21 protein-coding genes and 2 tRNA genes are annotated in these 24,687 nt (G+C 53.5%); 13 read left to right on the top strand and 10 right to left on the bottom strand.

Going from position 1 to position 24,687, the window contains the following annotated elements; translation table 11 throughout:
• Window positions 1–124: 124 nt before the first annotated feature.
• On the bottom strand, window positions 125–931 hold the full coding sequence (locus tag R1T41_RS14070; protein WP_062952610.1) for an RlmE family RNA methyltransferase: 807 nt from the start codon (window positions 929–931) through the stop codon (window positions 125–127).
• Between the two features lie 59 nt (window positions 932–990).
• The gene (locus tag R1T41_RS14065; RefSeq protein WP_317337594.1) at window positions 991–2,169 is read right to left on the bottom strand and encodes a Ppx/GppA phosphatase family protein; all 1,179 of its coding nucleotides are present in this window, start codon (window positions 2,167–2,169) and stop codon (window positions 991–993) included.
• 240 nt (window positions 2,170–2,409) lie between these two features.
• Between R1T41_RS14065 and R1T41_RS14060 the strand changes: the two genes are divergently transcribed.
• The 3 genes from R1T41_RS14060 (at window position 2,410) to thpD (ending at window position 3,782) form a co-directional block, all read left to right on the top strand.
• A tRNA-Gln gene (locus R1T41_RS14060) sits at window positions 2,410–2,483 on the top strand.
• An 84-nt stretch (window positions 2,484–2,567) separates the two neighbouring features.
• Window positions 2,568–2,641: transfer RNA gene (locus R1T41_RS14055), tRNA-Gln, on the top strand.
• 229 nt (window positions 2,642–2,870) lie between these two features.
• On the top strand, window positions 2,871–3,782 hold the full coding sequence (gene thpD, locus R1T41_RS14050) for an ectoine hydroxylase (protein WP_317337593.1): 912 nt from the start codon (window positions 2,871–2,873) through the stop codon (window positions 3,780–3,782).
• Window positions 3,783–3,787: 5 nt separating this feature from the next.
• On the opposite strand, the gene R1T41_RS14045 is transcribed toward thpD, so the two are convergent.
• From R1T41_RS14045 to R1T41_RS14035, 3 genes are all read right to left on the bottom strand, one after another.
• Window positions 3,788–4,462, bottom strand: coding sequence for a 5-formyltetrahydrofolate cyclo-ligase (locus R1T41_RS14045; RefSeq protein ID WP_062959252.1), 675 nt, complete (start codon window positions 4,460–4,462; stop codon window positions 3,788–3,790).
• A 133-nt stretch (window positions 4,463–4,595) separates the two neighbouring features.
• Complete coding sequence (locus R1T41_RS14040; RefSeq protein WP_007090786.1) at window positions 4,596–4,802, bottom strand: cold-shock protein; 207 nt, start codon at window positions 4,800–4,802, stop codon at window positions 4,596–4,598.
• Window positions 4,803–5,484: 682 nt separating this feature from the next.
• Window positions 5,485–6,150 carry a hypothetical protein gene (locus tag R1T41_RS14035; protein WP_317337592.1) on the bottom strand — a complete coding sequence of 222 codons (666 nt, stop codon included), beginning with the start codon at window positions 6,148–6,150 and terminating at the stop codon, window positions 5,485–5,487.
• A gap of 563 nt (window positions 6,151–6,713) precedes the next feature.
• Between R1T41_RS14035 and R1T41_RS14030 the strand changes: the two genes are divergently transcribed.
• Window positions 6,714–7,742: a GGDEF domain-containing protein gene (locus R1T41_RS14030; RefSeq protein WP_062952615.1), complete on the top strand. Its 1,029-nt coding sequence runs from the start codon at window positions 6,714–6,716 to the stop codon at window positions 7,740–7,742.
• 175 nt (window positions 7,743–7,917) lie between these two features.
• Entirely contained in the window at window positions 7,918–8,952 is a 1,035-nt protein-coding gene (locus R1T41_RS14025; protein WP_062952616.1) for a hypothetical protein, read from the top strand.
• 83 nt (window positions 8,953–9,035) lie between these two features.
• Here the strand turns inward: R1T41_RS14025 and R1T41_RS14020 are convergent, their stop codons facing one another.
• Both R1T41_RS14020 and R1T41_RS14015 read right to left on the bottom strand, forming a co-directional pair.
• A complete protein-coding gene (locus tag R1T41_RS14020; RefSeq protein WP_062952617.1) occupies window positions 9,036–9,353 on the bottom strand; it encodes a hypothetical protein in 318 nt (105 codons plus the stop codon).
• Between the two features lie 85 nt (window positions 9,354–9,438).
• Window positions 9,439–10,062, bottom strand: coding sequence for a LysE family translocator (locus R1T41_RS14015; protein ID WP_062952618.1), 624 nt, complete (start codon window positions 10,060–10,062; stop codon window positions 9,439–9,441).
• A gap of 627 nt (window positions 10,063–10,689) precedes the next feature.
• On the opposite strand from R1T41_RS14015, the gene R1T41_RS14010 reads away from it, so the two are divergent.
• The 7 genes from R1T41_RS14010 to rodA all read left to right on the top strand — a co-directional run bounded on the left by R1T41_RS14010 (window position 10,690) and on the right by rodA (window position 19,342).
• The gene (locus R1T41_RS14010; protein ID WP_062952619.1) at window positions 10,690–12,240 is read left to right on the top strand and encodes a 2-isopropylmalate synthase; all 1,551 of its coding nucleotides are present in this window, start codon (window positions 10,690–10,692) and stop codon (window positions 12,238–12,240) included.
• Between the two features lie 113 nt (window positions 12,241–12,353).
• Window positions 12,354–13,259, top strand: coding sequence for an alpha/beta hydrolase (locus tag R1T41_RS14005; protein WP_317337591.1), 906 nt, complete (start codon window positions 12,354–12,356; stop codon window positions 13,257–13,259).
• A 182-nt stretch (window positions 13,260–13,441) separates the two neighbouring features.
• Window positions 13,442–14,482: a rod shape-determining protein gene (locus R1T41_RS14000; RefSeq protein ID WP_007090779.1), complete on the top strand. Its 1,041-nt coding sequence runs from the start codon at window positions 13,442–13,444 to the stop codon at window positions 14,480–14,482.
• A gap of 124 nt (window positions 14,483–14,606) precedes the next feature.
• A complete protein-coding gene (gene mreC / locus R1T41_RS13995; RefSeq protein WP_062952620.1) occupies window positions 14,607–15,590 on the top strand; it encodes a rod shape-determining protein MreC in 984 nt (327 codons plus the stop codon).
• On the top strand, window positions 15,587–16,102 hold the full coding sequence (gene mreD / locus R1T41_RS13990; protein WP_062952621.1) for a rod shape-determining protein MreD: 516 nt from the start codon (window positions 15,587–15,589) through the stop codon (window positions 16,100–16,102). Before mreC ends, mreD begins: the two co-directional genes overlap by 4 nt.
• Before the next feature lie 182 nt (window positions 16,103–16,284).
• A complete protein-coding gene (gene mrdA / locus R1T41_RS13985) occupies window positions 16,285–18,174 on the top strand; it encodes a penicillin-binding protein 2 (RefSeq protein ID WP_097050790.1) in 1,890 nt (629 codons plus the stop codon).
• 4 nt (window positions 18,175–18,178) lie between these two features.
• Window positions 18,179–19,342 carry a rod shape-determining protein RodA gene (gene rodA, locus R1T41_RS13980; RefSeq protein WP_317337586.1) on the top strand — a complete coding sequence of 388 codons (1,164 nt, stop codon included), beginning with the start codon at window positions 18,179–18,181 and terminating at the stop codon, window positions 19,340–19,342.
• 13 nt (window positions 19,343–19,355) lie between these two features.
• Here the strand turns inward: rodA and R1T41_RS13975 are convergent, their stop codons facing one another.
• The 3 genes from R1T41_RS13975 to R1T41_RS13965 all read right to left on the bottom strand — a co-directional run bounded on the left by R1T41_RS13975 (window position 19,356) and on the right by R1T41_RS13965 (window position 22,858).
• Entirely contained in the window at window positions 19,356–20,804 is a 1,449-nt protein-coding gene (locus R1T41_RS13975) for a diguanylate cyclase (RefSeq protein WP_317337584.1), read from the bottom strand.
• Between the two features lie 50 nt (window positions 20,805–20,854).
• Window positions 20,855–21,982: an ABC transporter substrate-binding protein gene (locus tag R1T41_RS13970; RefSeq protein ID WP_317337582.1), complete on the bottom strand. Its 1,128-nt coding sequence runs from the start codon at window positions 21,980–21,982 to the stop codon at window positions 20,855–20,857.
• Window positions 21,983–22,114: 132 nt separating this feature from the next.
• Window positions 22,115–22,858, bottom strand: a complete 744-nt coding sequence (locus R1T41_RS13965) for a glycerophosphodiester phosphodiesterase (RefSeq protein ID WP_062952625.1) — start codon at window positions 22,856–22,858, stop codon at window positions 22,115–22,117.
• 674 nt (window positions 22,859–23,532) lie between these two features.
• Between R1T41_RS13965 and R1T41_RS13960 the strand changes: the two genes are divergently transcribed.
• A complete protein-coding gene (locus R1T41_RS13960) occupies window positions 23,533–24,684 on the top strand; it encodes a M24 family metallopeptidase (protein ID WP_062959261.1) in 1,152 nt (383 codons plus the stop codon).
• Window positions 24,685–24,687 lie beyond the last annotated feature (3 nt).

Here is a 24,687-nt window from a genome sequence, read left to right as displayed (position 1 = left end):
TAGCGCAATCGGGTTCATGAATATTTCGCAGCCGACACAACCCCGACGGTACGGATATGAATTTTTGCAAATAAAAAAGCGCGCCGATCTTCTGGCGCGCTTTGCATTTTACCGTTCGGGTATTTTATTCGACCGGTGACCAGCCGTCATCTTTTCGCAACTCTGCATTGGCAATGTCATCAGCGGCATTGTTCTGCCCGCGGAATCCGGTAGCGATCAGATAGGCTTCCGGGCTTTCCGGGCGCGATGCCGGCGGCTTGGCATGCTTGGAAACGCGGAAATTCTTTTTAACACGGTTCAGAAGGTCATTTTCCGTGCCGCCCTTAAACACCTTGGCGATGAAAATGCCTCCCGGTGCCAGGACTTCCTCGGCAAACAGCAGGGCATGTTCGACCAGGTCGATAATACGGATATGGTCGGTCTGGCGATGGCCGGTGGTTTCGGGTGACATATCGGAAATCACCGCATCAACCGGCCCGTCAAGGGCCTGCTTGATCATGTCAGGGGCCGCTGGATCAAGGAAATCCGCCTGCAGACAGGTCGCGCCGGGAAGCCCTTCCCATTCAAGGATATCAAGACCGACGACCTGGCCACGGCCCTGTTTCGATCCTACCATATCAACCGCAACCTGCGTCCAGCCGCCCGGTGCCGCCCCAAGGTCGACAATGCGCATGCCCGGACGTAGCAGGTCAAACTGGTTGTTGATTTCAATCAGCTTGAAGGCGGCGCGCGAACGATAGCCAAGGCGCTTGGCTTCCTGCACGTAAGGATCATTCAACTGCCGGTCGAGCCAGCGGGTCGAGGAAATCTTGCGCCCCTTCGCACTTTTGACGCGCGTCCGAAGCCCGCGCCGTGCGCCGGTATCGATCGCGGCAATGGCTGAACCCTTGCGGCGGCGCGTCCCGCCTTTTCCGCTGCTATTGTCGGTCATGTTCTTTACCTGAACTGAAACGTGTTAAAGGCCAGTACGATCCGATGGCATGATGCCGATCATGGATTGGCCGAAATATGGGACACTGTATGACGTCGCGCGTCGCACGGGTCAATAGCATGACCATCCGCGCGCATCAAATCGACCAATATTCCCTCGCGCAGGCCACGATCGGCCACTTTCAGCGTCGCCAAAGGCCAGATATCGCGAATCGCGGCAAAGATCGCCGCCCCCGCATCCATCAGTTCAGCCCGCTGATTGCCAATACAGGGATGGCCTTTGCGCTTGTCGGCTTCCATGCGCAGCAGCAATTCGGTGACGCGTTCCGCATCATCGAACCGCAGATCCGACCCGTCGACCTTGTGACGTTCATACCGTTCAAGACCAAGCGCGATACCGCAGAATGTGGTCACGGTGCCCGATGTGCCAACCATCTGTACCTTGCCGTCGTCAAGAATGTCTGAACAGCAATTGCGGCTGGCGAAATCGCGAAGCCGCTCACGGATTTCGGTGCGCATCGCTTCAAACCGTTCGCGGCGCTGTTCGATGCCGGCATAACGTTCGGTCAGACACAGAACCCCGCACGGCATCGAAAGCGTTTCGATACACTGGGTCTGGCCCATATTATCGACCTTGATCCAGCAGATTTCCGTACTGCCACCACCAATGTCAAACACCACTGCATAGGGGCGTTCATCAAGCAAGGCCGAGCAGGCCTGAAGAGCGAGACGGCTTTCTTCATCCGGATTGATGATTTTAAGTTCGATACCGGTTTCTTCAAAAACCTTCTGAACAAATTCGGCACGGTTTTCAGCGGTACGGCAGGCTTCGGTCGCCACCGCACGCAGCTTTGCACCGGGATGTTTGCGCAGTTTCTTTGAGCAGACCTTTAACGCGTCAATCGCACGATCCATCGCCGCCTGACAAAGATATCCCTTTTCGCGGACACCTTCGCCAAGGCGTACAACGCGTGAAAAGGCATCAATCACCTTGAACCCGTCATTGCACGGACGAGCCACCAGCAAACGGCAGTTCGAACTACCCAGATCAATGGCGGCATAAAGCGGGGGATGGCTGGTCGCGGTAGTTACAGGGCGTTCGGCAACCAGACTGTCACCAGACAGGCCTGAAGATGCCACCGCTGACGGCGCATCCATTACGGCACTTCCGACCATGGCAGCACCACCATCAGGACGGATGGCCCTGTGCGTGTCGCTATGGGGAGATACCTGTTTCACCTTTGTAAACCTGCCTTGCCTGTTACATGCCAATCCAATGATCACATCAAGACGACATTTATATGACGGTCTTGCGAATCATCCATATGAGTTTACCGACAATGTAGCACAAGGCAAATCCCGTATGCATTTAACACATAGGCGTGTGCGTCTGACCACATGGCGGGGAAAAAAGGTCTTGCCAAAGTGCCACCGGTTTTATAAATAGCGGCCCACGCCACACGGCGTTCAAGGCTATGTTGGGGAATAGGTTAACGGTAGACCTACGGACTCTGACTCCGTCAGTCCTGGTTCGAATCCAGGTTCCCCAGCCAGCCTTTGCTTGCCTTGCAAGCTTTGGTGATGTACGGCCCAGCCATTTCGGACCGATCAGAAAATCACACCAAACATACCCCTGCTGGGGAATAGGTTAATGGTAGACCCGCGGACTCTGACTCCGCTAGTCCTGGTTCGAGTCCAGGTTCCCCAGCCATCTTTCTCCCCCTCTCACTCCAAGATTTTTGATTTTTCGTGTGGCAAGGCGCGCTGATTGTCGCCTTTGGCACAACAGTCATTTTCCGGCATCGGCAGACAATTCCCGAAAGGATGACGAGATATTTTGCCTTTAAGGGGAACCAGCCACCGCGTTTTACGTTGGTGGTCATACGATCTGTGACAAATCACAGGCAGCAAATGCACATTTGGCAACAAAGGAGCATGAGATGCTTACCGATATGTACCGATCCCGACACTCTTCCCGTCCGACAATCATCGATCGTGTTGATCCGGTAATCTGGTCCGACAAGGACCATTGCCCGATGATCTCGGCCGAGGATGAGAAATTTTACGAAAAGAACGGCTTTCTGTTTCTGAAAAACGTTTTCAGCGAAAAAGAGGTCGCGCAACTTCGCCGTGAAGCCGATCAGGTTGAAAATTCGGATCCGACCGATGACGAGGTTGTTTCAGAGCCCGGCAGCAACGAAGTGCGCAGCGTTTTCCGCGTCCATGATAAAAGTGACGTGTTCGCGCGCCTGATATCCGATGACCGGCTGGTCGCGATTGCCGAACATTTTCTGGATGACGATGTTTACATTCATCAATCGCGGGTCAATTTCAAACCGGCTTTCAAGGGCAAGGAATTCTTCTGGCATTCGGATTTTGAAACCTGGCACACCGAAGACGGCATGCCGCGCATGCGTGCCTTTTCGATGTCAATCACATTGACTGATAACTCGGCCCATAATGGCCCACTGATGCTGATCCCGGGATCGCATAAGCAGTTCATTTCCTGCGTCGGGGAAACGCCCGACCAGAACTATAAAAGCTCGTTGAAAATACAGGAAATCGGCACCCCTGATCAGGATAACCTGTCGCAGATGGTCGACGAGAACGGGATTGTCGCGCCGGTCGGCCCGGCCGGTTCGGTTTTGATCTTCGACTGCAATACATTGCACGGGTCAGGCAACAACATTACCCCCTACCCGCGATCGAACCTGTTTTTCGTTTATAATGCGATGTCAAACCGGCTGGTTGCGCCATTTGGCGGTACGAAGCCACGCCCGAACTTTCTGGCAACGCGCAAAGATATTGTTCCGGTACGGACCGGCCGGCACAAAATACGGGCCGCCGAATAACCCGATCAGGATGACAGAAAACAGGGCGGCGATGATCCTTCCGCCCTGTTGATATCGCTAGTGGCCTTTTCGCTTATCGGCCGCATACCCGCCTCGGTCAGGATGATATCGACCGGAATGTCATATTCGTGCGGAAAGATGTCAGCGATGCGCGTCGCTTCAAATCCGACACCGATGACAAGTGGACGAACCGCCATCGCGGCAAGTGTCCGATCAAAAAAACCGCCGCCATATCCCAAACGGTAACCACGGCCATCAAACCCGACCAATGGCGCGATCATGACATGGACGGGCACGACCGCCGTTCCGACCGGTTCAGGAATTCGGGCAAAGCCGGGCGCCATTTCTGTTTGCGGTGTCCAGTCATGAAAGACCATCGGCTGATCCTTGCCCGGTACGACTGGCAAGGCGGCCTTTCCACCGCGATCAATATGATCGGTAACCACAGCACGCAGGTCGACTTCATTCTGTATCGGCCAGTAAAAACCGATTGTGGCGTTGGGGCGCGCGGCAAGGATATCGGCAAGTCCCGCGCAAACGGCAGCCGATCGTTCCGCGTAAATCGCCGGATCCATTTGACTGCGCCACGCCAGAAGTTGCCTGCGCACCGCCTTTCGCCACCCGGATATGGCAATATCGTCAGGCTTTTCAGGTGGGGCAGGCAAAATGATCCGAGTCATGGGGCGTAACCTGATGGCGATTTGGGAAACAGATGCGATAGCAATCCTATCGCAAAAATGGTCCTGAAACGAATAACGCGCCGGAGACCGGCGCGTTAACGGTTGTCAGCAAAAGCTGCAATCCAAAATCAAATTACATGATGGAGAGTTCTTCTGCCGACATGCGGCCGTTACGACCTTCAATCAGCTCGAATTGAACCTTCTGACCCTCATCAAGTCCCTGCAGACCAGCGCGCTGAACAGCGGTGATGTGCACGAATGCATCCTTGCCGCCTTCGTCCGGGGTGATGAAGCCATAACCCTTGGTCGCATTGAACCACTTAACCGTTCCGGTAGCCATATCCGTAGTCGTCCTTAGTTTTGGTAATCGCATTCCCCAAGCGCGGAAAATGCTTAAGTTACGTCCCTGCATTATACCTTCAATGCCACCTGGCAGCCCTCAACCAGAAGGCAACCACGCAGCCCGAAGATACACTGCATCGTTTCAATAATTACGCGAATTTCGGCCTTCACGCAACGAATTCATGTTTGAAGTTCTTTATTCAACGCTGATGGTTAGCCGGTATTTCGCGAATATTGCTTGCTGATCAGCGGTCAACTCTTGGCACAACCAGATCGCGCCGGGAGGCCCATTGATTTCAAACGAATTTTTAATTGTATTCGCACCTGTAACAGCAAGCCGCGTGAAGGCAGACTGATCCCCGACAAGCGAATAGCCCGGAAAGCAAGGATTCCTCTTGGTTTCAGATAGATCACACAATATCCGCCGCATATACCAGAGACAGAGGATCAGTACCGGTCACTAATCACAGCAAATTCTTCAACGAGGCCGGCACGTTCAACTTGATCAAGCCGTCAGCAACTGCCGACAAAGCGACGAGCCGCTCGTCCGTTGCGCTAAAATCAACTGTGAACATTTTCACAATTTAATGCACATACAGGTTGTTTTTAAACATTTCCGCACACGTAAAAAGCAAGCACCGTGCCGATTCTCCGTCAACGGCCAACACCTGACAAGATGATCAAAGTACCGGGGGATGACTTTCAACGGGTTCTGAAATCGCCCCTTCACGGCCACCGGCAGAACGGATTGTCTGGACACGCTGGTCAAACTGGCCAAGCAGAAACCTGGCATAATCCGTATCATGGCAAAGGAGACCAAGTCTGACATGAACAATCGGAGGGATCGGAGCGGCTATCAAACCCTGTTCATCCTTGTAACGCCCATCATGGGCGATGAGCCCATCAATGCGCCCTTCAAGCAGCAGTTTTTCCCCCTGCTCCAAACTGCGCATCCCATAGAATTCGATCCTGCTGTCATAGGGAACCGATACCGGTGGCAAATTGGCAAGATGCCCGATCAGAAGACTGTCACGAACTTCTGGATTATCTCCGCGCCGGATATAAAGGATCAGATCAAACGTGACATGCTCGTTCGCAGTGATAATCCCCTCCAAAGGGGCCGGGACACGCAGAACCACACAATCAAGCTCTTTATTGTCAAACATTTCGATCAGACGATTGTAGGGGATTCCGTCATTTAGATGAAATTCGGACTGCTCTATCATCGCCTGAAAGAAGGGGCGTTGCGTTGTGGTCAGTGACGCCTTCCACTCCTCGGCCAACCGGATTGTAATGCCGATCTCAAGCCGGGACTTGTCAGGGTCTGCAAGACTTACCGTCGGCACAAATCCCGCAAAAAAACAGGCACAGGCGAGGATGCGGGAGAATAGCGGACAGATCATTTTCAACCAAAGCACCCCAATGCGTTCATGGTTGCTTCGATATGGCGCTGTGCGTATCCCTATTCAAGAGATCGGGCCAAAGTGCAGGGGCGGGAAATCGTCACCGGACTTTCGATTTCATTTCCCCGCTGAATTACGAATCACGTGCACTCAAAACAGCGTTTCGTTGATTGCATCTGCCAGAATCTGGCGCGACTTTACCTACCCGCAAAAAGCGGATAGATGAAATTGAGATATTCAACCAACTGAAACAAATGCCTGTAGCCGTTGGGGTTTTCGGCATCACGCCTTGATCCCATTGCGCATGTTCGATTTTGTCATGATTGAGGACGCGGTTTCTCGTGACAAGCAGATGCAATTCGGTTGAAGATAGAAATAAATGTGTGAAACGCAGCACACAGCCACAATATATACAAAAAACGAGCAAGCCGGAAAATACCGGATCTAGTGGGACACAAGCAGTTAGTAAAAAAGGTTAAGCCGAAGACCGGATCGGAAAACATAAATTGACTGCTACGACAAAGATCGCCAATCCACGCGACATTGCGCACAATGTCATGACGCTGGTCGCCGAGCTGAACCTGCAGCCTACGCCGCAGGTTTACCACGTATTTTACAGCTACCTGACCGACGAGATTCCAGAGCTAAGCCAACTTATCAAGGTATTGATCCGCAACACCCAGGAATTGGACGAAGAAACCGTTTTCCGGATTTACCACAAGTTTCTTGGCGCACATGCCATGCAGCAGCGCCTGAATCTGGGGGTTGAAGGATTGCAGGCCGCGGTTGAGCGCGTCGAGGAAGCCGTACATAACGTTATTCGCGAAACAGAAGGTTTCTGCGAGCATCTGGATAATGCTTCCGACCAGCTAAACGCGGATGATGTCACGCTTGAAGTTGCCCGCGACGTAACGCGCGGACTTTCAAGTGCCACGCGGGATGCACATGGTCGCTATAGTGAATTCAACGGATGTCTTGACGAATATCATAATGAGGTTCGCCGGGTTAGAAGTGAACTGGAACTGGTACGACGGGATGCCCTGACCGATACATTGACCGGCATTGCCAACAGAAAGAATTTTGATGCCTCGCTTCGCGATGCGGTGACCACGACGATGGAAACCGGTGCACCGCTTAGCCTTTTGATGATCGATATCGATCACTTCAAAAATTTCAATGACAGTCACGGACATCGCGCAGGAGACGGCGTTTTAAAGGCTGTGGCACGCGTTCTGGTCAATTCGACAAAGGGGGCCGATACCGTTGCCCGGTATGGTGGCGAAGAATTTTCTGTCATTTTGCCGGACACAACGGCCGAAAATGCCGCCAAACTTGCCAACAAGTTGCGTGACAATGTTTCAGGTCAAAGAATTATCAACAAGAAAACCGGTAAGGATTTCGGTAAGTTAACCGTTTCAATCGGCTTGACGTCTTATAAGCTTGGCGAGAATATACTGGAGTTTGTTGACCGTGCCGATGGCGCCCTTTATCAAGCCAAACAGGAAGGCAGAAATACCTGCATTATGATACAGTGACATATCTGTCAGGTTGAAACCGGAAACGAAGCCCCATTCCCGAACGACCTTGCCGGTATGAGAAGATGGACACTACCAGTCCCGGACCTGCTGCGATAAACTGAATGTCTGTGCTTTATTGTGGAACTCAGACGAAAAATCACACGCGCAGCGCCAATCCGGGCGGAGCAAATAAATGAACAAACCGACGCGCGAACGGAAACTGGATCTTGAACACAAGGTCTTTAAATCGTTCGAGGAATGCCATTTCCAAAAGTCCGACCTTTCGGACGAGGCTCTTTTTGTCCTGAAGATGGCCGAAGGATCGGTTGTATCCCTGCCCCTTAAAGCGGTGTGCAAGGAATTCGGGATTGATCCAGACTCAAATGACGGCGAGTTGATCGGCCTTGTCGACAAATCACTGGATTTCGTCAATGTTCTGCGCCCCGGCGATGATTTACCGCTGGAGGTCCTGACAGGCGAAGCATCATGGGAGGTCGACGAAGACCACCGTGCGATCGCGTATAACCGCCTGACCATGCAGCTTGTCACATGGATGTCCGGGAACGAGGAACTTATCACCGATCCCGAACAACTGATGCAGATCGCCGAAGACCCTGCTACCAAGAAAAAGATCAACCAGGCTTTTGATGAAGTCGCCGACAAGCTCAATATCGGCCGTGAAAATCGCGAGGAAGTCGTCAATCTGGTTCATCAGGTGGCCGAGGAACTTTCCTATGTCGAGACACTGCGCGACAAATATCGCAACGTCAAAAAGATCGACCGGAAACTGCAGGAACTGCGTCGCATCTACGCCCACGAAAAAGGCGTTCTGGAAACGGTTACACAGGTTATCCGCCTGATTGACGACGCGATGAAAAAGTTCGAAAGCAGCTTTGACGAGATTGACGCCAATACCGGCGAAATCATGTCGGTCCTGCGTAACTTCACAACGCAACGGCAATATATCCGCACCAAGCGCGACGATCTTTATCGCCGCCTGCGCGCGTGGGAGCCGCTTTTTGAACGCTGGGAAACCATGGAACTGGAACGTGGGGCACCGGCTGTACGTCTGGTACGCGATACCTACCAGTTCCTTGCGCCGCGCTTCATGAAGGTCAAGGAATGGCTGATGATGACCAAGGTGCAGGACGGGATTGCCGCAGGCCAAAGCTTCAAGAATGAAGACGAACGCATGGGAGCTCTCAAAGGCAAGATGATGCAGTGGTAACAGCCATTGCTGTCCTTGCTTGTGGGCATCATAAAATACAAAAGCGCAGCAGATGCTGCGCTTTTTTTTGGGTATTCCCGCCCCTATTGCTTCATGATTTTAAGCGCCACATGGCCATCAATCATTGTAATCGACTTTTTCGAGGATGCCGGCACGGGCACGCGGACATCAATGCAGTAGGCAATCAGTGCTGCCGCCAGTTCGGCCCCCGCTGCCGGGACGATAATCGGATCACCATGATCGGCAATGATATTGAGCCGCGCTGCAATTTCAGGCGATTTTTCAATTTCAAGCTTTCCGATCTGACCGGGCGGCAAAGGTTTTCCGGTGCGGCGACGATATCCGACCAGCGCCTTGATGAGTTCGCTTTCCTCGAAAATGATACAGCGCAACTCGCGCATGATGGCTCTTCCTGCAAATAATTCTATACAACGATATAGGGCAGGACAATCCGACTTTAAAGAGGTTTTACAAACAAATAGCCCCTTAGCTCGAAGCCAGCCAGATCCCGACGCCGATCATCAGCGTCCCGGCGATCCGGTTAAGGACACGAACATTGCCGCTTTTTTCGAGGAAGTGGCGCAATGACCGTCCGCCAGTTGCGTAAAGCGTCATGCAGATCAGTTCTGTCACCAGAATGATTGCCACCAGCACTGAAAGCTGCGGCGCTATAGCATGTTCAAGGCTGATAAAGGGCGGCAATAAAGCCACCATAAACGCCCAGCCCTTCGGATTAGCAATTGCCGTCACAAACCCCTGAGAAGCAAGCGCGAAAGGGGTCGCCGGGCGCGAGGCATCGACTTCAGCGCTAAATGCCATGCGGCCACGCGAACGCCACATCTGAATACCAAGCCACGCCAGATAGGCCCCGCCGACATACTTGAAGACAGCAAAGACGGCCGGATATTCCAGCATTATTGTCGCAACACCAAGGGCCGAGGCCACAACGACAATACCAACGCCCACAAGTTCGCCCATCATCATCCAGACGGTACGGCGCACGCCAATCGTCATCCCCATGGTCAGCGCAAGGGTCATGCACATCCCTGGCGTAATCGAGACAAAAAAGGCCGTCGGGATAAAGGCCCCGATCAAAGACAGGCTTACCATCGTGTATATCCGTAAGTTGGTGGCGGCACTTGATACGAAACGTTATCGGAAATTGTCTGGGGCATTTCGCATCAATCACACAACAGATAACCAAGAATTAGAACACTTCAAGCGCAATCTTTGGCATGGGAGACCTGCAATTTGCGGAACTGATCAACGTCCCTTTATCCCATGAGGCAAGGCCCCGGACGGGTCTGTGGAAATCCCATCGCGCTAATTTCCACCCTTAAAAGCACATCAAAGATACAAAAATTACTTGACCTAGACGGGCGGTCCTACGAAATTGGGGGCGTCGCCAGCACAGCCTGGCACTTCGATACCATTTGATGAAGACCGATGACCGCAGACATTTGCAACATTTCTGCAATTGCCGATCGCTTCGAAGCTGATGCTTCGGGAGGTTTTGTGCTGTCTGCTCTAAACCTAATTCTCGGTCTCCTTGGTCTCGCAGCGCTCGGGTCGCTACGACTTACCCGCCCCTGAGCGTACGAAGACGGTTCGGATCACCCAAAAAGTCGATCCATTTACCGCAGCTCAGGGGAACAAGTCGCGCCACAAGGCCCGCACTCTTTCCAAATTGAAGTTTCAAATTTCGGGCAAAGACCCGCTTGATCAGGAATTACTGTAATGGCTAGTGCTAACGACAACCGCGTCATCATTTTCGACACCACCCTGCGCGACGGCGAACAGTCCCCGGGTGCGTCGATGACGCTGGATGAAAAACTGCGTGTGGCACACGCATTGGCAGAAATGAAAGTCGACATCATCGAGGCAGGCTTTGCCATTGCATCGAATGGCGATTTCCGGTCCGTCAATGAAATCGCCAAACAAATCAAAGGCCCGACAATCTGTTCCCTGGCACGTGCAGCCAAAGGTGACATTGAACGTGCCGCAGAGGCACTGGAACCGGCAGAAAACAAACGCATCCACACCTTCATTTCCACAAGCCCCCTGCATATGAAATTCAAATTGCAGATGGAGCCGGAACGCGTTCTGGAGAAGGTGATTGAAAGTGTGACGCTGGCGCGCAAATTCACCGACGATGTTGAATGGTCAGCGGAAGACGGGTCGCGTACCGAGCACGACTTCCTGTGCCGTTGCGTCGAAGCCGCGATTGATGCAGGTGCCACCACCATCAACATCCCGGACACCGTCGGCTATACCACGCCAACGGAATATGCCGACCTGATGACCATGCTGTTCAACCGTGTGCCGAATATCGACAAGGCAATCCTGTCGGTTCACTGCCATAACGATCTGGGCATGGCCGTTGCCAACTCGCTGGCGGCTGTCCATGCCGGTGCCCGACAGATCGAATGCACGATCAATGGCCTGGGCGAACGCGCAGGCAATGCGGCACTCGAAGAAATTGTGATGGCGCTGAAAACGCGCAACGATGCCTTCCCGTATGAAACCGGAATTGATTCAACCAAAATCATGAACGCGTCGCGTCTGGTTTCGGCCGTGTCGGGCTTTGTCGTCCAACCGAACAAGGCCATTGTCGGGGCCAACGCCTTTGCTCATGAAAGCGGCATCCATCAGGACGGCTTCCTGAAGAATTCCGAAACCTATGAAATCATGAAACCGGAAAGCATCGGCCTGAACAAATCAAGCCTGGTCATGGGCAAGCATTCCGGTCGGCATGCCTTCAAGGAAAAGCTCAAGGAACTGGGCTTTGCCGATCTGGGCGACAACGCGATTGAAGACGCATTTGCCCGCTTCAAGGAACTGGCCGACAAAAAGAAAGAAGTCTATGACGACGATATCGTCGCACTGGTTGATGATGGCATGCGCGATAACGAACATATCAAGTTCGTCTCGCTGGCGGTCACCTGCGGCTCCAAAGGTCCGCAAACCGCTGAGCTGGAATTGGACGTAAACGGTGAAACCCGCACCGCGAAAACCACCGGCGATGGCCCGATTGATGCGACATTTAACGCAATCAAGGCGATTTACCCGCATGACTGGAAACTGAAACTCTATCAGGTTCACGCAGTGACCGAGGGAACGGATGCACAAGGTACCGTTACCGTCAAGCTTGATGGTGAAGACCGCACCGTGGTTGGCAACGCCTCAGACACCGACACGGTGGTTGCTTCCTGCATGGCCTATGTTACAGCGGTTAACAAACTGATCGAAAAAAGCCAGAAAACCGCACCGGATGCCATGGCATCCTGATTGCTGTAATCCGGCCTTAAGATCAAGGGGTGGCAATTTGCCACCCCTTTTTGTTTGAACAGTCCAATACTGTCATTCCGTGATATAATGCGGCGTCAATCCGAAGAGGACAGATGATGACCCAAAACCCTGTTCATCCGCGTCATCGCCGATATGTGCCCCTGTATCTGTTTATCCTTTGCGCCGTCAACTTGGCGACACTGGTGACACCTGCCCGTGCGGCGTCGATTGATACCGCAAAGAAAGTCGATATTCCGGCTCAGCCCTATCCACGAAGCGGATTGCGTCAGCGGCTGATAGATGCTGGCAAAAACATTCCCGCGATCGATACCAGTCTGCAATTCGATATTCCGGGTCTCTATTACCCGCCTGCGGATACAAACGGTAAAACCGCCGCGGTGATTGTCGTTCCTGATTGTGATGATCGCTTTCCTGAAGACTGGATATCAATCCTGCATGATGCCGGGGTTGCAGTACTTCGCATATCACCCGGACAGGCCCACCCGTCACAAAGCTATTGTACGGCAGGCACGCTTGATAATCCGAAACATGGCGTAACCTATTGGGCATTTGATGCGCTCAGCGCGCTTGACTATCTGGTGGCTCAAGATGGCATCGATCCGGACCGGATTGCGATTTTCGGTTATGGATATGGAGCGGCGGCCGCCCAATTTGCGATCTATCGGCACGGTCATGCCAAACGTTTTGATCAACGGTTCGTTGCGATGGTGGGACTACGTGCCCAATGCATGTCGGAAATGGATAATTTCGTTCCGGCCCTTCTGGTGACGGTGAAGGGGGATCGGCTTAATCCACCGGCATGGTGCCAATGGCGCATGGATCGCGATCTGCGTCCGGACCGCGAACCAGTAATGTTTAAAATGCTTCAAAGCGACGAAACGCCTGAAAAACAAGCGACTCGCAAATTTCTGAAAGTAGAAACAGGGCAGGACACAACAGCCCTGATTCTGGATTTCTTGCGTAAAACTGGAATAATTCTCAGGGGTGATAAACCTTGAATGAAAACGCCAACTCCATATGGCGGATCATCTTTTTGCATCTTATTTCAAGACTTCTGACGCGTCTTAATTATTCCTCAATTCCCTGAGCAGATTATTCGTGCATCGACTGGCGCGTTACGCTATCAAAGCCGGTACATTCGTATTCAAGATTTTACTATTAACCGGGGCATAGGGCAGGAATGTTTTCCAAGCTTCTTGGGGTTTTATCCTCCGACATGGCGGTGGATTTGGGCACCGCCAACACACTGGTTTACGTCAAAGGGCGTGGCATCGTCCTTAACGAACCATCCGTGGTAGCCATCACCGACGAAAAGGGCAAGAAACAGGTACTTGCCGTTGGGGAAGAAGCTAAGCAGATGCTCGGGCGTACGCCCGGTTACATTCAGGCCATTCGCCCGCTACGCGATGGCGTGATTGCCGAATTCCACATCGCCGAAGAGATGATCAAACACTTTATCCGTAAAGTGCATGGCCGTCGCAACTTCGCCAGCCCGGAAGTCATCATTTGCGTTCCGTCTGGTTCGACCGCCGTTGAACGCCGTGCCATTCAGGAAAGTGCTGAAAGTGCCGGCGCACGCAAGGTCTGGCTGATCGACGAACCGATGGCCGCCGCCATTGGCGCCGGTCTTCCGGTGACCGAGCCGACCGGCTCGATGGTTGTCGATATCGGTGGTGGCACCACCGAGGTTGCGGTTCTGTCGCTTGGCGGTATCGTTTATGCCCGTTCGGTACGTGTTGGTGGCGACAAGATGGATGAGGCGATCATCGCCTATATCCGTCGCACCCATAACCTGCTGGTTGGTGAAAGCACCGCAGAACGCATCAAAAAAGAAATCGGCTCGGCCTGTGCACCAGACGATGGTGATGGCGCAACGGTTGAAATCCGTGGCCGTGATCTGATGAATGGCGTTCCGAAGGAACTGATCATTTCCGAACGCCAGATCGCAGAAAGCCTTGCAGAACCGGTTTCCGCCATTATCGAGGCGGTCAAGGTCGCCCTCGAACAGACCCCGCCGGAACTGGCAGCCGACATCGTCGACAAGGGTATCGTTCTGACCGGCGGCGGCGCGATGCTTGGCAATCTGGACTATGTCCTGCGTCATGCGACCGGCCTTCCGGTTTCGATTGCCGACGATCCGCTGTCCTGCGTTGCGCTGGGTACCGGTCGCGCACTCGAAGAAAAGAAGATGCTTCGCAACGTGCTGCACACCGCCTACTAAGGCGAAATGGCAAAAAACATCTCACCGGGTCATGTCCTGACTGGACGCGACTCGGTGATTTCGTTAAGGTTGAATATCCCACGGGGATTTCGGGACAACTTTCTGATCTAATGCGGGGAATATAGTGGCTCAGCATGGCGGTCCGCAGCAGCGTATCTTTTCGCCGTTACGTACGGCGCTTCACCGCTTCGCCTTCATTCTTCTGATCGTTTCTGCATTCGGCCTGATGCTTCTGGGCAAGGCCGATACGGTTTTGATCGAACGGATACGTGCTGCTTCGGCAGACCTGGTTTCGCCGATCATGAATGTCGTATCCCGCCCGGCAGCCAGCATCAACGAGCTGACCGAACAAGCCACTAACCTGTTTAATCTTTACGAACAGAATGAACGCCTGCGTCGCGAAAATCGCGAATTGCTGGCATGGCAGCAGGTTGCCCGCAATCTGTCGCATGAAAATGCGCGCCTGCGCGACCTTGCCGGCTACACCAGCCCGCCCCCCTTGCGCCTTGTAACCACACGCGTGATTGCCGATATGGGCGGAGCCTATGCACATAGCCTTATGGTATCTGCCGGTTCGCGCGACGGCGTATCCAAGGGACAGGCTGTGATGTCCGACGAGGGGCTTGTCGGCCGTGTCGCCGAAGCCGGGTATCAGGCATCGCGTGTTCTGCTGATCACGGACATCAACTCGCGCGTGCCGGTGATTGTTGAAAATTCGCGAGACCGCGCATTCCTGTCGGGTGACAACACAGACCGTCCGCTACTGACCTTCCTGACGGCCGATGCCGCCGTCGCACCGGGGGATCGCATTCTGACATCCGGCCATGGCGGCGCATTCCCGCCGGGTATTCCGGTTGGGGTCGTATCGTCGGTTTCGGAAAATGCCGTACGTGTTGCGCCATTGTTCCGCCGCCACCAACTTGAATATCTGCGTGTTGCCGACTATGGCCTGCAAGGGATCCTGAGTGATCAGGCAATTCGTCGTAACGAAATGCAAAGTGACGGCGTTATCCCCAACGGCGTTGGTATTGTGCCCAATGACGGGAACGATACGGCAACAGACATGCCGACGGCAAACCCAGCACAACCTTCGGACCAACTTCCGTGAAGCCCGGTGTCTGGCACAGGCTGGATATCATTGCGCGAGGCTTGTTTCCGGCATTCAGCGTTTTCATTCTGCTGCTGCTCAATTTATTGCCGGTAAGCGTACCATTGCTGAGCACCGCGTCACCTGCCCTGCCATTAATGGCGGTCTTTTACTGGTCAGTAAACCGACCGGATCTGCTGACGGCATTAACGGCATTCTTTCTGGGGCTTTTGCAGGATTTGCTGACGGGGCTGCCGCTTGGTGTCAGTTCGCTGGTCCTGTTACTGGTACAGACAGGATCTGCCAGTCAGGGACGCTTTTTCCATAACAAGCCATTCAGCGTGATGTGGTGGGGCTTTGCATTGGTGGCGATCCCGGCACTACTCGTGCAATGGCTTTTGAGTTCTGCTCTGATCGGGGCGTTGTTGCCGATCAAGGCAACATTGATTAGCTATGTATTGACGGCGGCACTTTTCCCGCTGGTTGCGTGGGTTTTGGCGCGTGCGCAAAATACGCTCCTGCGCCATATTTAGAACTGCGCGAGCCGGTCAATATTGATAATTTGGCAATAGCTGGCGGCTATGCTGGAAAGACAGTTTTCAACAAGCACCGCACAGGATAAAACGGGCATACAAGCTTCCCGAATTCCGGCGGAGCAATCCGACCAACAGGTTTGACGACGCCTATGTGGCACCGTGACTCAGACAGATTTCGCATGTTTACCCGCCGTGCCCTTATGCTCGGCGCGGGACAGGGTGTATTGCTGACCGGTCTTGCTGCACGCATGTATTATCTGCAGGTGATGGAAAGCGACCGCTACAGGGTGCTTGCCGACGAAAACCGGATATCGCACCGCCTGCTGCCGCCACCGCGTGGTTTGATTACCGACCGGTTTGGCGCGCCTGTCGCCGTCAACCGGCAGAACTATCACATCATGATCGTTCGCGAACAGGCGCAGGATGTGCGCCGGACCTTGGAAATCCTTGACCAAATCATTGAACTGGGGCCCGATACGATTGAACGTGTTGAACGCGATGTTGCCCGCAGGCGATCTTTTGTCCCGGTAACGGTCCGCGACAATCTGACATGGGAAGAAGTCGCCCGCGTTGGGGTCAATGCCCCGGACCTGCCCGGTCTCATCATCGACGCCGGTCGTTCCCGCGATTACCCCGAAGGACCACATCTGGCCCATACACTGGGCTATGTTGCCGCCGTTTCAGAAAAAGAACTGACCGGTGATCCATTGCTTGAACTACCGGGTTTCCGGATCGGTAAAAACGGTATCGAAAAGATTTATGATCTAGCCCTTCGCGGCAGTGCCGGCACCAGCCAGGTAGAAGTCAACGCATTGGGACGTGTGATCCGCGAACTTGACCGAGAGGAAGGCGACAGCGGCAGCACCGTTGTCATGACCCTTGACCTTGAATTGCAGCGTTATGCCAATCAGCGCCTGTCGCGCAAGGAAAGTGCATCCGCAGTTGTGATGGACATCCACAATGGCGAAGTGCTCGCAATGGCATCGCACCCGACATACGACCCGAATGCCTTTACCAATGGCATCTCGCACAAGCTTTGGAACAGTCTGGTCAATAACGAATATTCACCGCTGTCCAACAAGGCAATCACCGGCACCTATGCGCCGGGCTCGACATTCAAGATGTGCGTTGCCCTTGCCGGACTTGAAGCAGGTGTCGTTACCGCCAATCAGCGTTTCTTCTGCCCCGGTCATCTTGATCTTGGCAATGCGCGGTTCCATTGCTGGAAACGTGGCGGGCATGGCTGGGTCGACATGCATGACTCGATGAAGCATTCCTGCGACGTTTATTATTACGAAATTTCGCAAAAAATCGGGATCGACCGCATTGCTGCCATGGCCAACAAGCTTGGTCTTGGCGAATTGACCGGCATTGACCTTCCCAACGAACGTTCCGGCCTGATCCCGACGAAGGACTGGAAGGAAATCCAGCTTGGCAAACGCTGGCAGGGCGGGGAAACACTGATTTCATCAATCGGCCAGGGATATGTTCTGGCAACGCCACTGCAACTGGCGACCATGGTTGCGCGCATTGCATCCGGGAAGGCCGTGAAACCGCATCTGACCCGCGACCATGTCACGCCGGAAGGCATCACCAGCCGCCAGAATGAAGAATTCCCGGAACTGCAGGTCAACCGCGCCAATCTGGCGCGCATCCGTGACGGCATGAATGGTGTAACCAATGAATTGCGCGGAACCGCGCATCGGTCACGCATCGACATCAAGGGCATGGAAATGGCCGGTAAAACCGGTACCAGTCAGGTGCGCCGCATTACAATGCGCGAACGACAGACGACCGGGGTTCTTGATAACGATGAACTGCCGTGGAAATACCGCGACCATGCCCTGTTTGTCGCCTTCGCACCGGTGGATAATCCTCGCTATGCCTGCGCGGTTGTCGTCGATCACGGCGGATCGGGTTCCGGCATTGCCGCCCCGATTGCACGTGACATCCTGCTCAAGGCGCAGGAACTGAAATCCGCCCGCCCCGGTATTTCGGCGGCCAATATTGCATCGACCGCAGAATTGCTGCATCCGGCACTGCGCGACCGCGACGAAGAAGAAGGCTAGAAACATGGCATCGCGCAGATACCGTATCGGCGAAGATCCGGATTACGTGCCAATTGGCCGTCGCCTTCTGATGCTGAACTGGACGCTGGTGATGCTGATCGCGGCCCTTGCCGGGATCGGATTTGCCATGTTGTATTCTGCCGCCAACGGATCGTTCGAGCCATGGGCAGAACGCCAGATGATGCGATTTGCCGTTGGTGCAGCCTTGATGATCGTCATTGCGGTTACAGATATTCGTGTCTGGCTAAAACTCGCCTATTTCTCCTATTTCGTTGCGCTGATCCTGCTGATCGGTGTCGAAATCAAGGGCGATATCGGCATGGGGGCGCAACGCTGGATCAATCTTGGCTTCTTCCAGTTGCAGCCTTCCGAACTGATGAAAATCTCTCTGGTGCTAGCCCTTGCGCGCTATTTCCATGGTCTGACCGTCGAGGAAACCGGGCGCATCCCGCTTCTGGTTCCGCCTTTGTTGATGGTTCTGGCTCCTGCAGCACTGGTGTTACGCCAACCTGATCTGGGCACGGCTCTTTTGCTGATGGCGGGCGGTGGTGTGATCTTCTGGCTGGCCGGTGTAAGGGTCTGGAAATTCGCCCTGATCCTTGGTGCGGCTCTGGCGATCATTCCCATTGGCTGGCAGTTTTTACGCGACTATCAAAAAAACCGTGTTCTGACTTTCCTTAATCCCGAAAATGATCCGCTTGGTGCTGGCTATCACATCACCCAGTCAAAAATCGCTCTGGGGTCTGGTGGCTTGTTTGGCAAGGGATACATGCTTGGTTCGCAAAGCCACCTGAACTTTCTTCCCGAAAAACAGACGGACTTTATCTTTACCATGCTGGGTGAAGAATTCGGTCTGGTTGGCGGGCTGGCATTGTTGCTGCTTTACACCATGGTGATCATGTATGGCTATGTGATCGCCCTGCGTTGTCGCAACCAGTTCGGTCGTCTGGTTGCCATCGGGATTACATCGACATTCTTCCTGTATGTCTTCATCAATATCGCGATGGTAATGGGTCTTATCCCGGTGGTGGGTGTGCCGCTGCCGCTCGTGTCATATGGTGGCACGGTGATGATGACCATTCTCGTCAGCTTTGGCTTGCTGATGAGCGTTTCAATTCATCGCGATATACGCATTTCCAGACAGGGTAATGACGACGGTCGGCAGTAACGCCAGTCTGTCCTCAGCTTTTTACCTGCACTGATAAATGGGACAAATCGGCAAACGTACACCGGTTCCGTCCGGTTTCCTTGGCACGATAAAGTGCCTCATCGGCCAGCGAATAGAGAATATCTGCCAAATCCGAGTTTTCGCGTGACTTCAGCAATGCCACATCGCGGGCAATCTCGACATCCATCTTTGCAATCGCTGCCTGTGTCGGCAATGATATCACCCCGAAACTTGACGTATAATTCAAATGCTTGCCACCAAAGGCAACCGCGTCCTGCTCAAGTGAAGCACGAAGGCGTTCGGCAAGGATCATAGCCCCTTCCTTCTCTTCCCCCGGAAGCAGAACAGCAAACTCTTCGCCACCCAGGCGGGCGGGAAGGTCAATATCGCGCAGGCTGCGTTGCAAAAGTTTCGACAGGGATGCCAGAACCGCGTCGCCTGCCTGATGCCCGTATGTGTCGTTCAAAAGTTTGAACTTGTCGATATCCAGCAAAAGGATGCTCATCGGCGTGTCGCGACGTTTCCAGATCGACAGGTTTTCTTCCAGGCGCGTCATGAAAACACGCCGGTTGGCAAGACCTGTCAGCGGGTCCGTCGAGGCCAATACTTCAAGTTTGCCCATAGCATCATTAAGTTCACGCGTCCGGCTTTCCACCCGTGCTTCAAGGTTTACATTCGCATCAAGCAAATCGTCACGCGCACGTTGCAATTGGCCGATTTGGCCACGGATCATACCAAAAAGACCAACCGTAACCGATCCCAGCAACTGCACTTCATCGTCATGCCGGTGCATGGGGGGCATTTCAAACGGGTGCTTAACATCCGTCGGGTCCGATTTGACGATGTAATGCGCGAGCTTTATCAACGGCCGGGAAAAAACAAAGTAACTGAGTGCGGCAAACACCACAGCCATGGCTACGGCGAACACCATGTTCGCCAGAAATGACCACGCAGAACGGGACATGAATACAGTCACAAAAACCTGCGGATTAAGTTCTACGACCATCATCGCGACCGAGCCGGAGGATGGTCCCGTATCCCCCGGCAACAGGATTTCACGTGTCTGCAAACCGCCAAACAACTGTTCGGCCCACCTCGAAACCGGAATTTCCCCCGTTGCCCGTTTGCGCTGATACAGAACCGAACCGTCCTCATTTGTGATTGTGACTTTTGAAACGGAACGCTGGACCATCATGCCGCGCACGATTGCCTCGGCAAGATCGGTGTCCCTCTTTGTCACCGCCTCGTTAGCAACGGGTACACTGCTTTCAAGAACACGTTCATTGGCCTGTCGATAAACATCGCCAATCCAGCGATAATCGCTGACAATCTGGAAGGCGGTAATGATAAGGCCGAGCAATATCGCGGCAAACAGGGAATATTTAAGCTGCCTTGCAGCCACCGAACTGCCAAGCTTCAGTGCAGACAGGTCCTGCGCTTTCTCATTTCCTGTCTTGGACACGCCTGAGCCTTTCTGTTCCAGCCATTTTATCCAGTGCAAGGCCACTGGTTTCAATCCCGTTTCGCTACCGGGCTTAGCCCCTTGATCCCGAACTGATAGTCTCTTTGTTCCGGGTTGTTGACAAGACTGAACTGGGAAAAATCAATTTTGTCCCAGTCGCGTTCCCCAAGTACACGTTGGTAGACTTGCAGGTTTTCTGGCGTTACGGCCTGCATTCTGAAGAAGACTTCGGGGTTGTCCCTTAATCTTTCAACACCTTCGAGATAGTCTTTTAGCAATACCATGATCCATGCACCGGCCAGAAAATGCCCGCCATGTGTCATGGTCATTTTGCCCGCAGCAACGCTCTCAAGCCCTTCGGCCGACCAGTTCAAACCACCAACGAAAACATCCTGCCCGGGGATTTTTCCAGCTGCTTCTATCGCCTTGATCGCACCAAGGGCAATGTTATCGTTTGCCGCCCAAACCGCGTCAAGACAACCATCGGTCTCAAGCCAGTCGGCCGTGCGACGATAAGCTTCCTCGAAAGACCAGTTGGCGACAAGACGACGCTGTTCTCGCAAAACCGGATATCGTTCAAGTGCGGTATCAAGCCCGTCAATGCGCAGCAGGGAAGCCGGTGTAACGCTGTCACCGGTCAGTGACAGCAGACAGATATTTTCAGGCATCCGGCCCCTATTGGCATCGCGTGCCGCCGTAATCAACGATTGGGCAATTTCAAATCCGGCGCGTTCGTTATCGGGGACAAGTGTGGCGATCCATGTCGTCAATTCCGCCCCTGGCCGACCATATCGCTGCTTCTGCTCTTTTGTCAGGTCGTTCAGCAACATCAGAACCGGTATACCGCGTTCCTGCGCCTCAAGCACGATACGCGTCCCCTGCTGATGTTCGTTGACCGCGATAATATAGTCGGGGGGCGGATTCATCGCAAAAACACGATTGGCACTTTCGGCCATCATCGCCCAGTCACGGTCGCTATCGAAAACGGTCAGTTGAAAGCCGAACTGGTCGGCTGCCGCCTGCATGGTATCGCGGACATCTTTCCAGAAACCGCGATCCCCATAGCCGGGATTGATAAAGGCAACATGCGGCTCGGCCATATCGTTTGCCCCGCTTGCCTCGGTGCGCGCAGCAACAAAAAGCAGGCACAATACGGCGAGCCAACATCCAAGCTTCAAAGATCATTCCCCCGACACCGGTCACAGGACTTTGGCGCCGTGTTAGCACGACGATCGCCCGTTTATATTCAGTGCCGCCGCAATAACCAATATTGCCGACAAGGTCAAATCAACTAAGCCCATACGTAAGGATCAGGATGCCAGCCCCGCCCCATCAAAACGCAACAGGACTTCCTGCTGAACCGCCCGGAAAAGTGCGGCATAGTCAAGATTGACATAGTCGATCTGCCATTCAACAAGATTGGCAAAAAGTTCGGCATTCGGCGTATCGATGAAGATCATGGTCTCAAGACCGCGCCGCTTGGCCTCCTCGATCGCTTCCCGGGTTACATTTTCTTCCAGAAACTCGAAGATATGCGCCTGTTCATGGTGGATGGCGTGCTCCAGCGATCCGGCCACATGAAGCTGGACATTGCGTTTCAAATCCGGGGCAATCCGACGCAAGTCGGTGCGGATGTCGGCAGAAAAGGAACTGACAAAAACGTCATTGCCGAACGCAAAATCATCCAGCATATCCACAACCCGGCCCGCATCCGCCTGCTTGATCTCGCAATAGATTTTAACACGCCCCTTCAGGCGACGCAGAAAGTCGTCCAGTCGTGGAACCGGTTCACCGGCGAAAGCCGGACTGAACCACGAACCGGCATCCAGACGGTCAATTTCCGCACTTGTCATTTCTGCGATCACACCGGTACCGTCAGTTGTTCGGTCCACAGTTTCGTCATGCATGACATAAAGAACATTATCCGCGGACTGATGCACATCGAACTCGATATAATCCGCCCCGGCAATAATCGCGCTTTCGGCGCTGGCAAAGGTATTTTCGGGCGCGTTGAGACTGTCACCACGGTGATAAACAAGTTGCACTGGCTTCACGGGACCCTCCATATGGCTCGGTTCGCCACAAGGAAGGTATGCCGCACGTCTGGCAACGGGCAAGCTTGAAGGGCAAATTTAACCTTACTGTTACCTTGCAAAGCGATGTTGAGATGCCATCGGACACAACAAAACATCACATCACCGCAAAAGCGTGATGCTGGTTGATCTTGGCAAACATGCGCAGGCCTATCTTATATCGCGCAACGCCCGAGCCAGTTCATCGGTCGACATGTCTGCGCGGTTCTCTATTCCATGCTGTTTGGCAAGGTAATAAAGATCATCTCGACGCCATTTTTCATAGGCCGGCTCGAACTGTCGGTCTCGCGGTGACGTTCCTGGTGTGGTTCTAGAAAGTTTCTGATAGCTAGCCACTTTTGCCTCCTGAGGGGATGGTCTTAAGCGGAACTGGCATTGGGCTATTACAAAGCCCTTTATGACACTGCCATTACATTTGATGTGGGGGGAAATGACAGAATGTCTATGTTTTCGAATAAAATTTACTGATTTCCCCGGTAAAATCATGATCTGAAACGGGAATTTCCTACCGGGCTTGAGGCAATAAATATAATTTATCAATAAAACATCATCGGATCGTAATTTTTACTATTTCCCGTTCACGGAGTTTGTTAGCGTCATCGGCAAATAAACAACCACAATCAGGGAATATGCCAATGGCATTGCATTTTGAACGCGCAGAACTGGCTGCCCGCCGGGCAAAAACGGTTGCCAGCCTCGAAGCTGCCGGCTTGGACGGCCTGCTGATGTTTCGTCAGGAAAGCATGTTCTATCTGACGGGATATGACACGTTCGGTTATGTCTTTTTCCAGTGTCTGTATCTGGGGGCTGACGGGCGTGTGGCCCTGATTACCCGCGCGCCCGATTTGCGTCAGGCGCAGCACACATCCGACATTGATGACATTCGTATCTGGGTTGATGGTCCGGATATTAACCCAGCCCTGCAACTGCGTGATATGCTGGCCGAATTTGGCTGTGGCGGCAAAAAGCTTGGGGTGGAATACGACGCCTATGGCCTGACGGCTGCCAACGGCAAAAAACTTGAGGCCGCCCTTGACGGTTTCTGCACGCTCACCGATGCATCCCGTCTGGTATCAGAACTGCGCGTTGTAAAAAGCCCGGCCGAACTGGATTATATCCGCACCGCCGCCAGCCTTGCCGATGACGCGTGGGATGCCGCCCTTGAAACCGTCCATGCTGGTGCCTTCGAAGGCGATATTCTTGCCGCCATGCAAGGTGCCATTTTCAAAGGCGGCGGGGATTATCCCGGCAATGAATTCATCATTGGCGCCGGGCGCGATGCCCTGCTGTGCCGTTATTTTACGGGCCGCAAGCATCTGGCGGATACTGATCAGATCACTCTGGAATGGGCAGGTGCCTATCGGCATTACCATGCCGCGATGATGCGCACCATTCCGGTAGGCAAAGCAACATCACGCCATGTTGAAATGCACAAAGTCGCAACCGATGCCATGGCCGCCTGCCGCGAGGCGCTTAAACCGGGTGATCCGATCGGCAATGTGTTTGATGCCTATGCCCGGGTTTGCGATGCAGGCGGCATGAAGGCCCACCGCCTGAATGCATGCGGTTATTCAATGGGCACGACCTTTGCGCCGAACTGGATGGACTGGCCAATGTTCTATCACGGCAATCCGGTGATTGCCGAACCGGGTATGGTGTATTTCCTGCACATGATCCTGATGGATAGCGATAGCGGCATCGCCATGTGTCCGGGACATTCTGTCATTGTTACGGAAACCGGGAATGAGGCGATCTCACGCCATCAACTGGATCTGATCATACGCTAAATC

The sequence above is a fragment of the Thalassospira lucentensis genome, assembly GCF_032921865.1.
Taxonomy (GTDB): domain Bacteria; phylum Pseudomonadota; class Alphaproteobacteria; order Rhodospirillales; family Thalassospiraceae; genus Thalassospira; species Thalassospira lucentensis_A.
This window is presented reverse-complemented; position numbering and strand designations above follow the sequence as displayed.

Bases quoted from the DNA above. Each gene is read 5' to 3' on its own strand.
- R1T41_RS14070 (WP_062952610.1), bottom strand. From the start codon at position 931: ATGACCGACAATAGCAGCGGAAAAGGCGGGACGCGCCGCCGCAAGGGT.
- thpD (WP_317337593.1), top strand. From the start codon at position 2,871: ATGCTTACCGATATGTACCGATCCCGACACTCTTCCCGTCCGACAATC.
- R1T41_RS14045 (WP_062959252.1), bottom strand. From the start codon at position 4,462: ATGACTCGGATCATTTTGCCTGCCCCACCTGAAAAGCCTGACGATATT.
- R1T41_RS14040 (WP_007090786.1), bottom strand. From the start codon at position 4,802: ATGGCTACCGGAACGGTTAAGTGGTTCAATGCGACCAAGGGTTATGGC.
- R1T41_RS14025 (WP_062952616.1), top strand. From the start codon at position 7,918: ATGAACAAACCGACGCGCGAACGGAAACTGGATCTTGAACACAAGGTC.
- R1T41_RS14020 (WP_062952617.1), bottom strand. From the start codon at position 9,353: ATGCGCGAGTTGCGCTGTATCATTTTCGAGGAAAGCGAACTCATCAAG.
- R1T41_RS14015 (WP_062952618.1), bottom strand. From the start codon at position 10,062: ATGGTAAGCCTGTCTTTGATCGGGGCCTTTATCCCGACGGCCTTTTTT.
- R1T41_RS14010 (WP_062952619.1), top strand. From the start codon at position 10,690: ATGGCTAGTGCTAACGACAACCGCGTCATCATTTTCGACACCACCCTG.
- R1T41_RS14005 (WP_317337591.1), top strand. From the start codon at position 12,354: ATGATGACCCAAAACCCTGTTCATCCGCGTCATCGCCGATATGTGCCC.
- R1T41_RS14000 (WP_007090779.1), top strand. From the start codon at position 13,442: ATGTTTTCCAAGCTTCTTGGGGTTTTATCCTCCGACATGGCGGTGGAT.
- mrdA (WP_097050790.1), top strand. From the start codon at position 16,285: ATGTTTACCCGCCGTGCCCTTATGCTCGGCGCGGGACAGGGTGTATTG.
- rodA (WP_317337586.1), top strand. From the start codon at position 18,179: ATGGCATCGCGCAGATACCGTATCGGCGAAGATCCGGATTACGTGCCA.
- R1T41_RS13960 (WP_062959261.1), top strand. From the start codon at position 23,533: ATGGCATTGCATTTTGAACGCGCAGAACTGGCTGCCCGCCGGGCAAAA.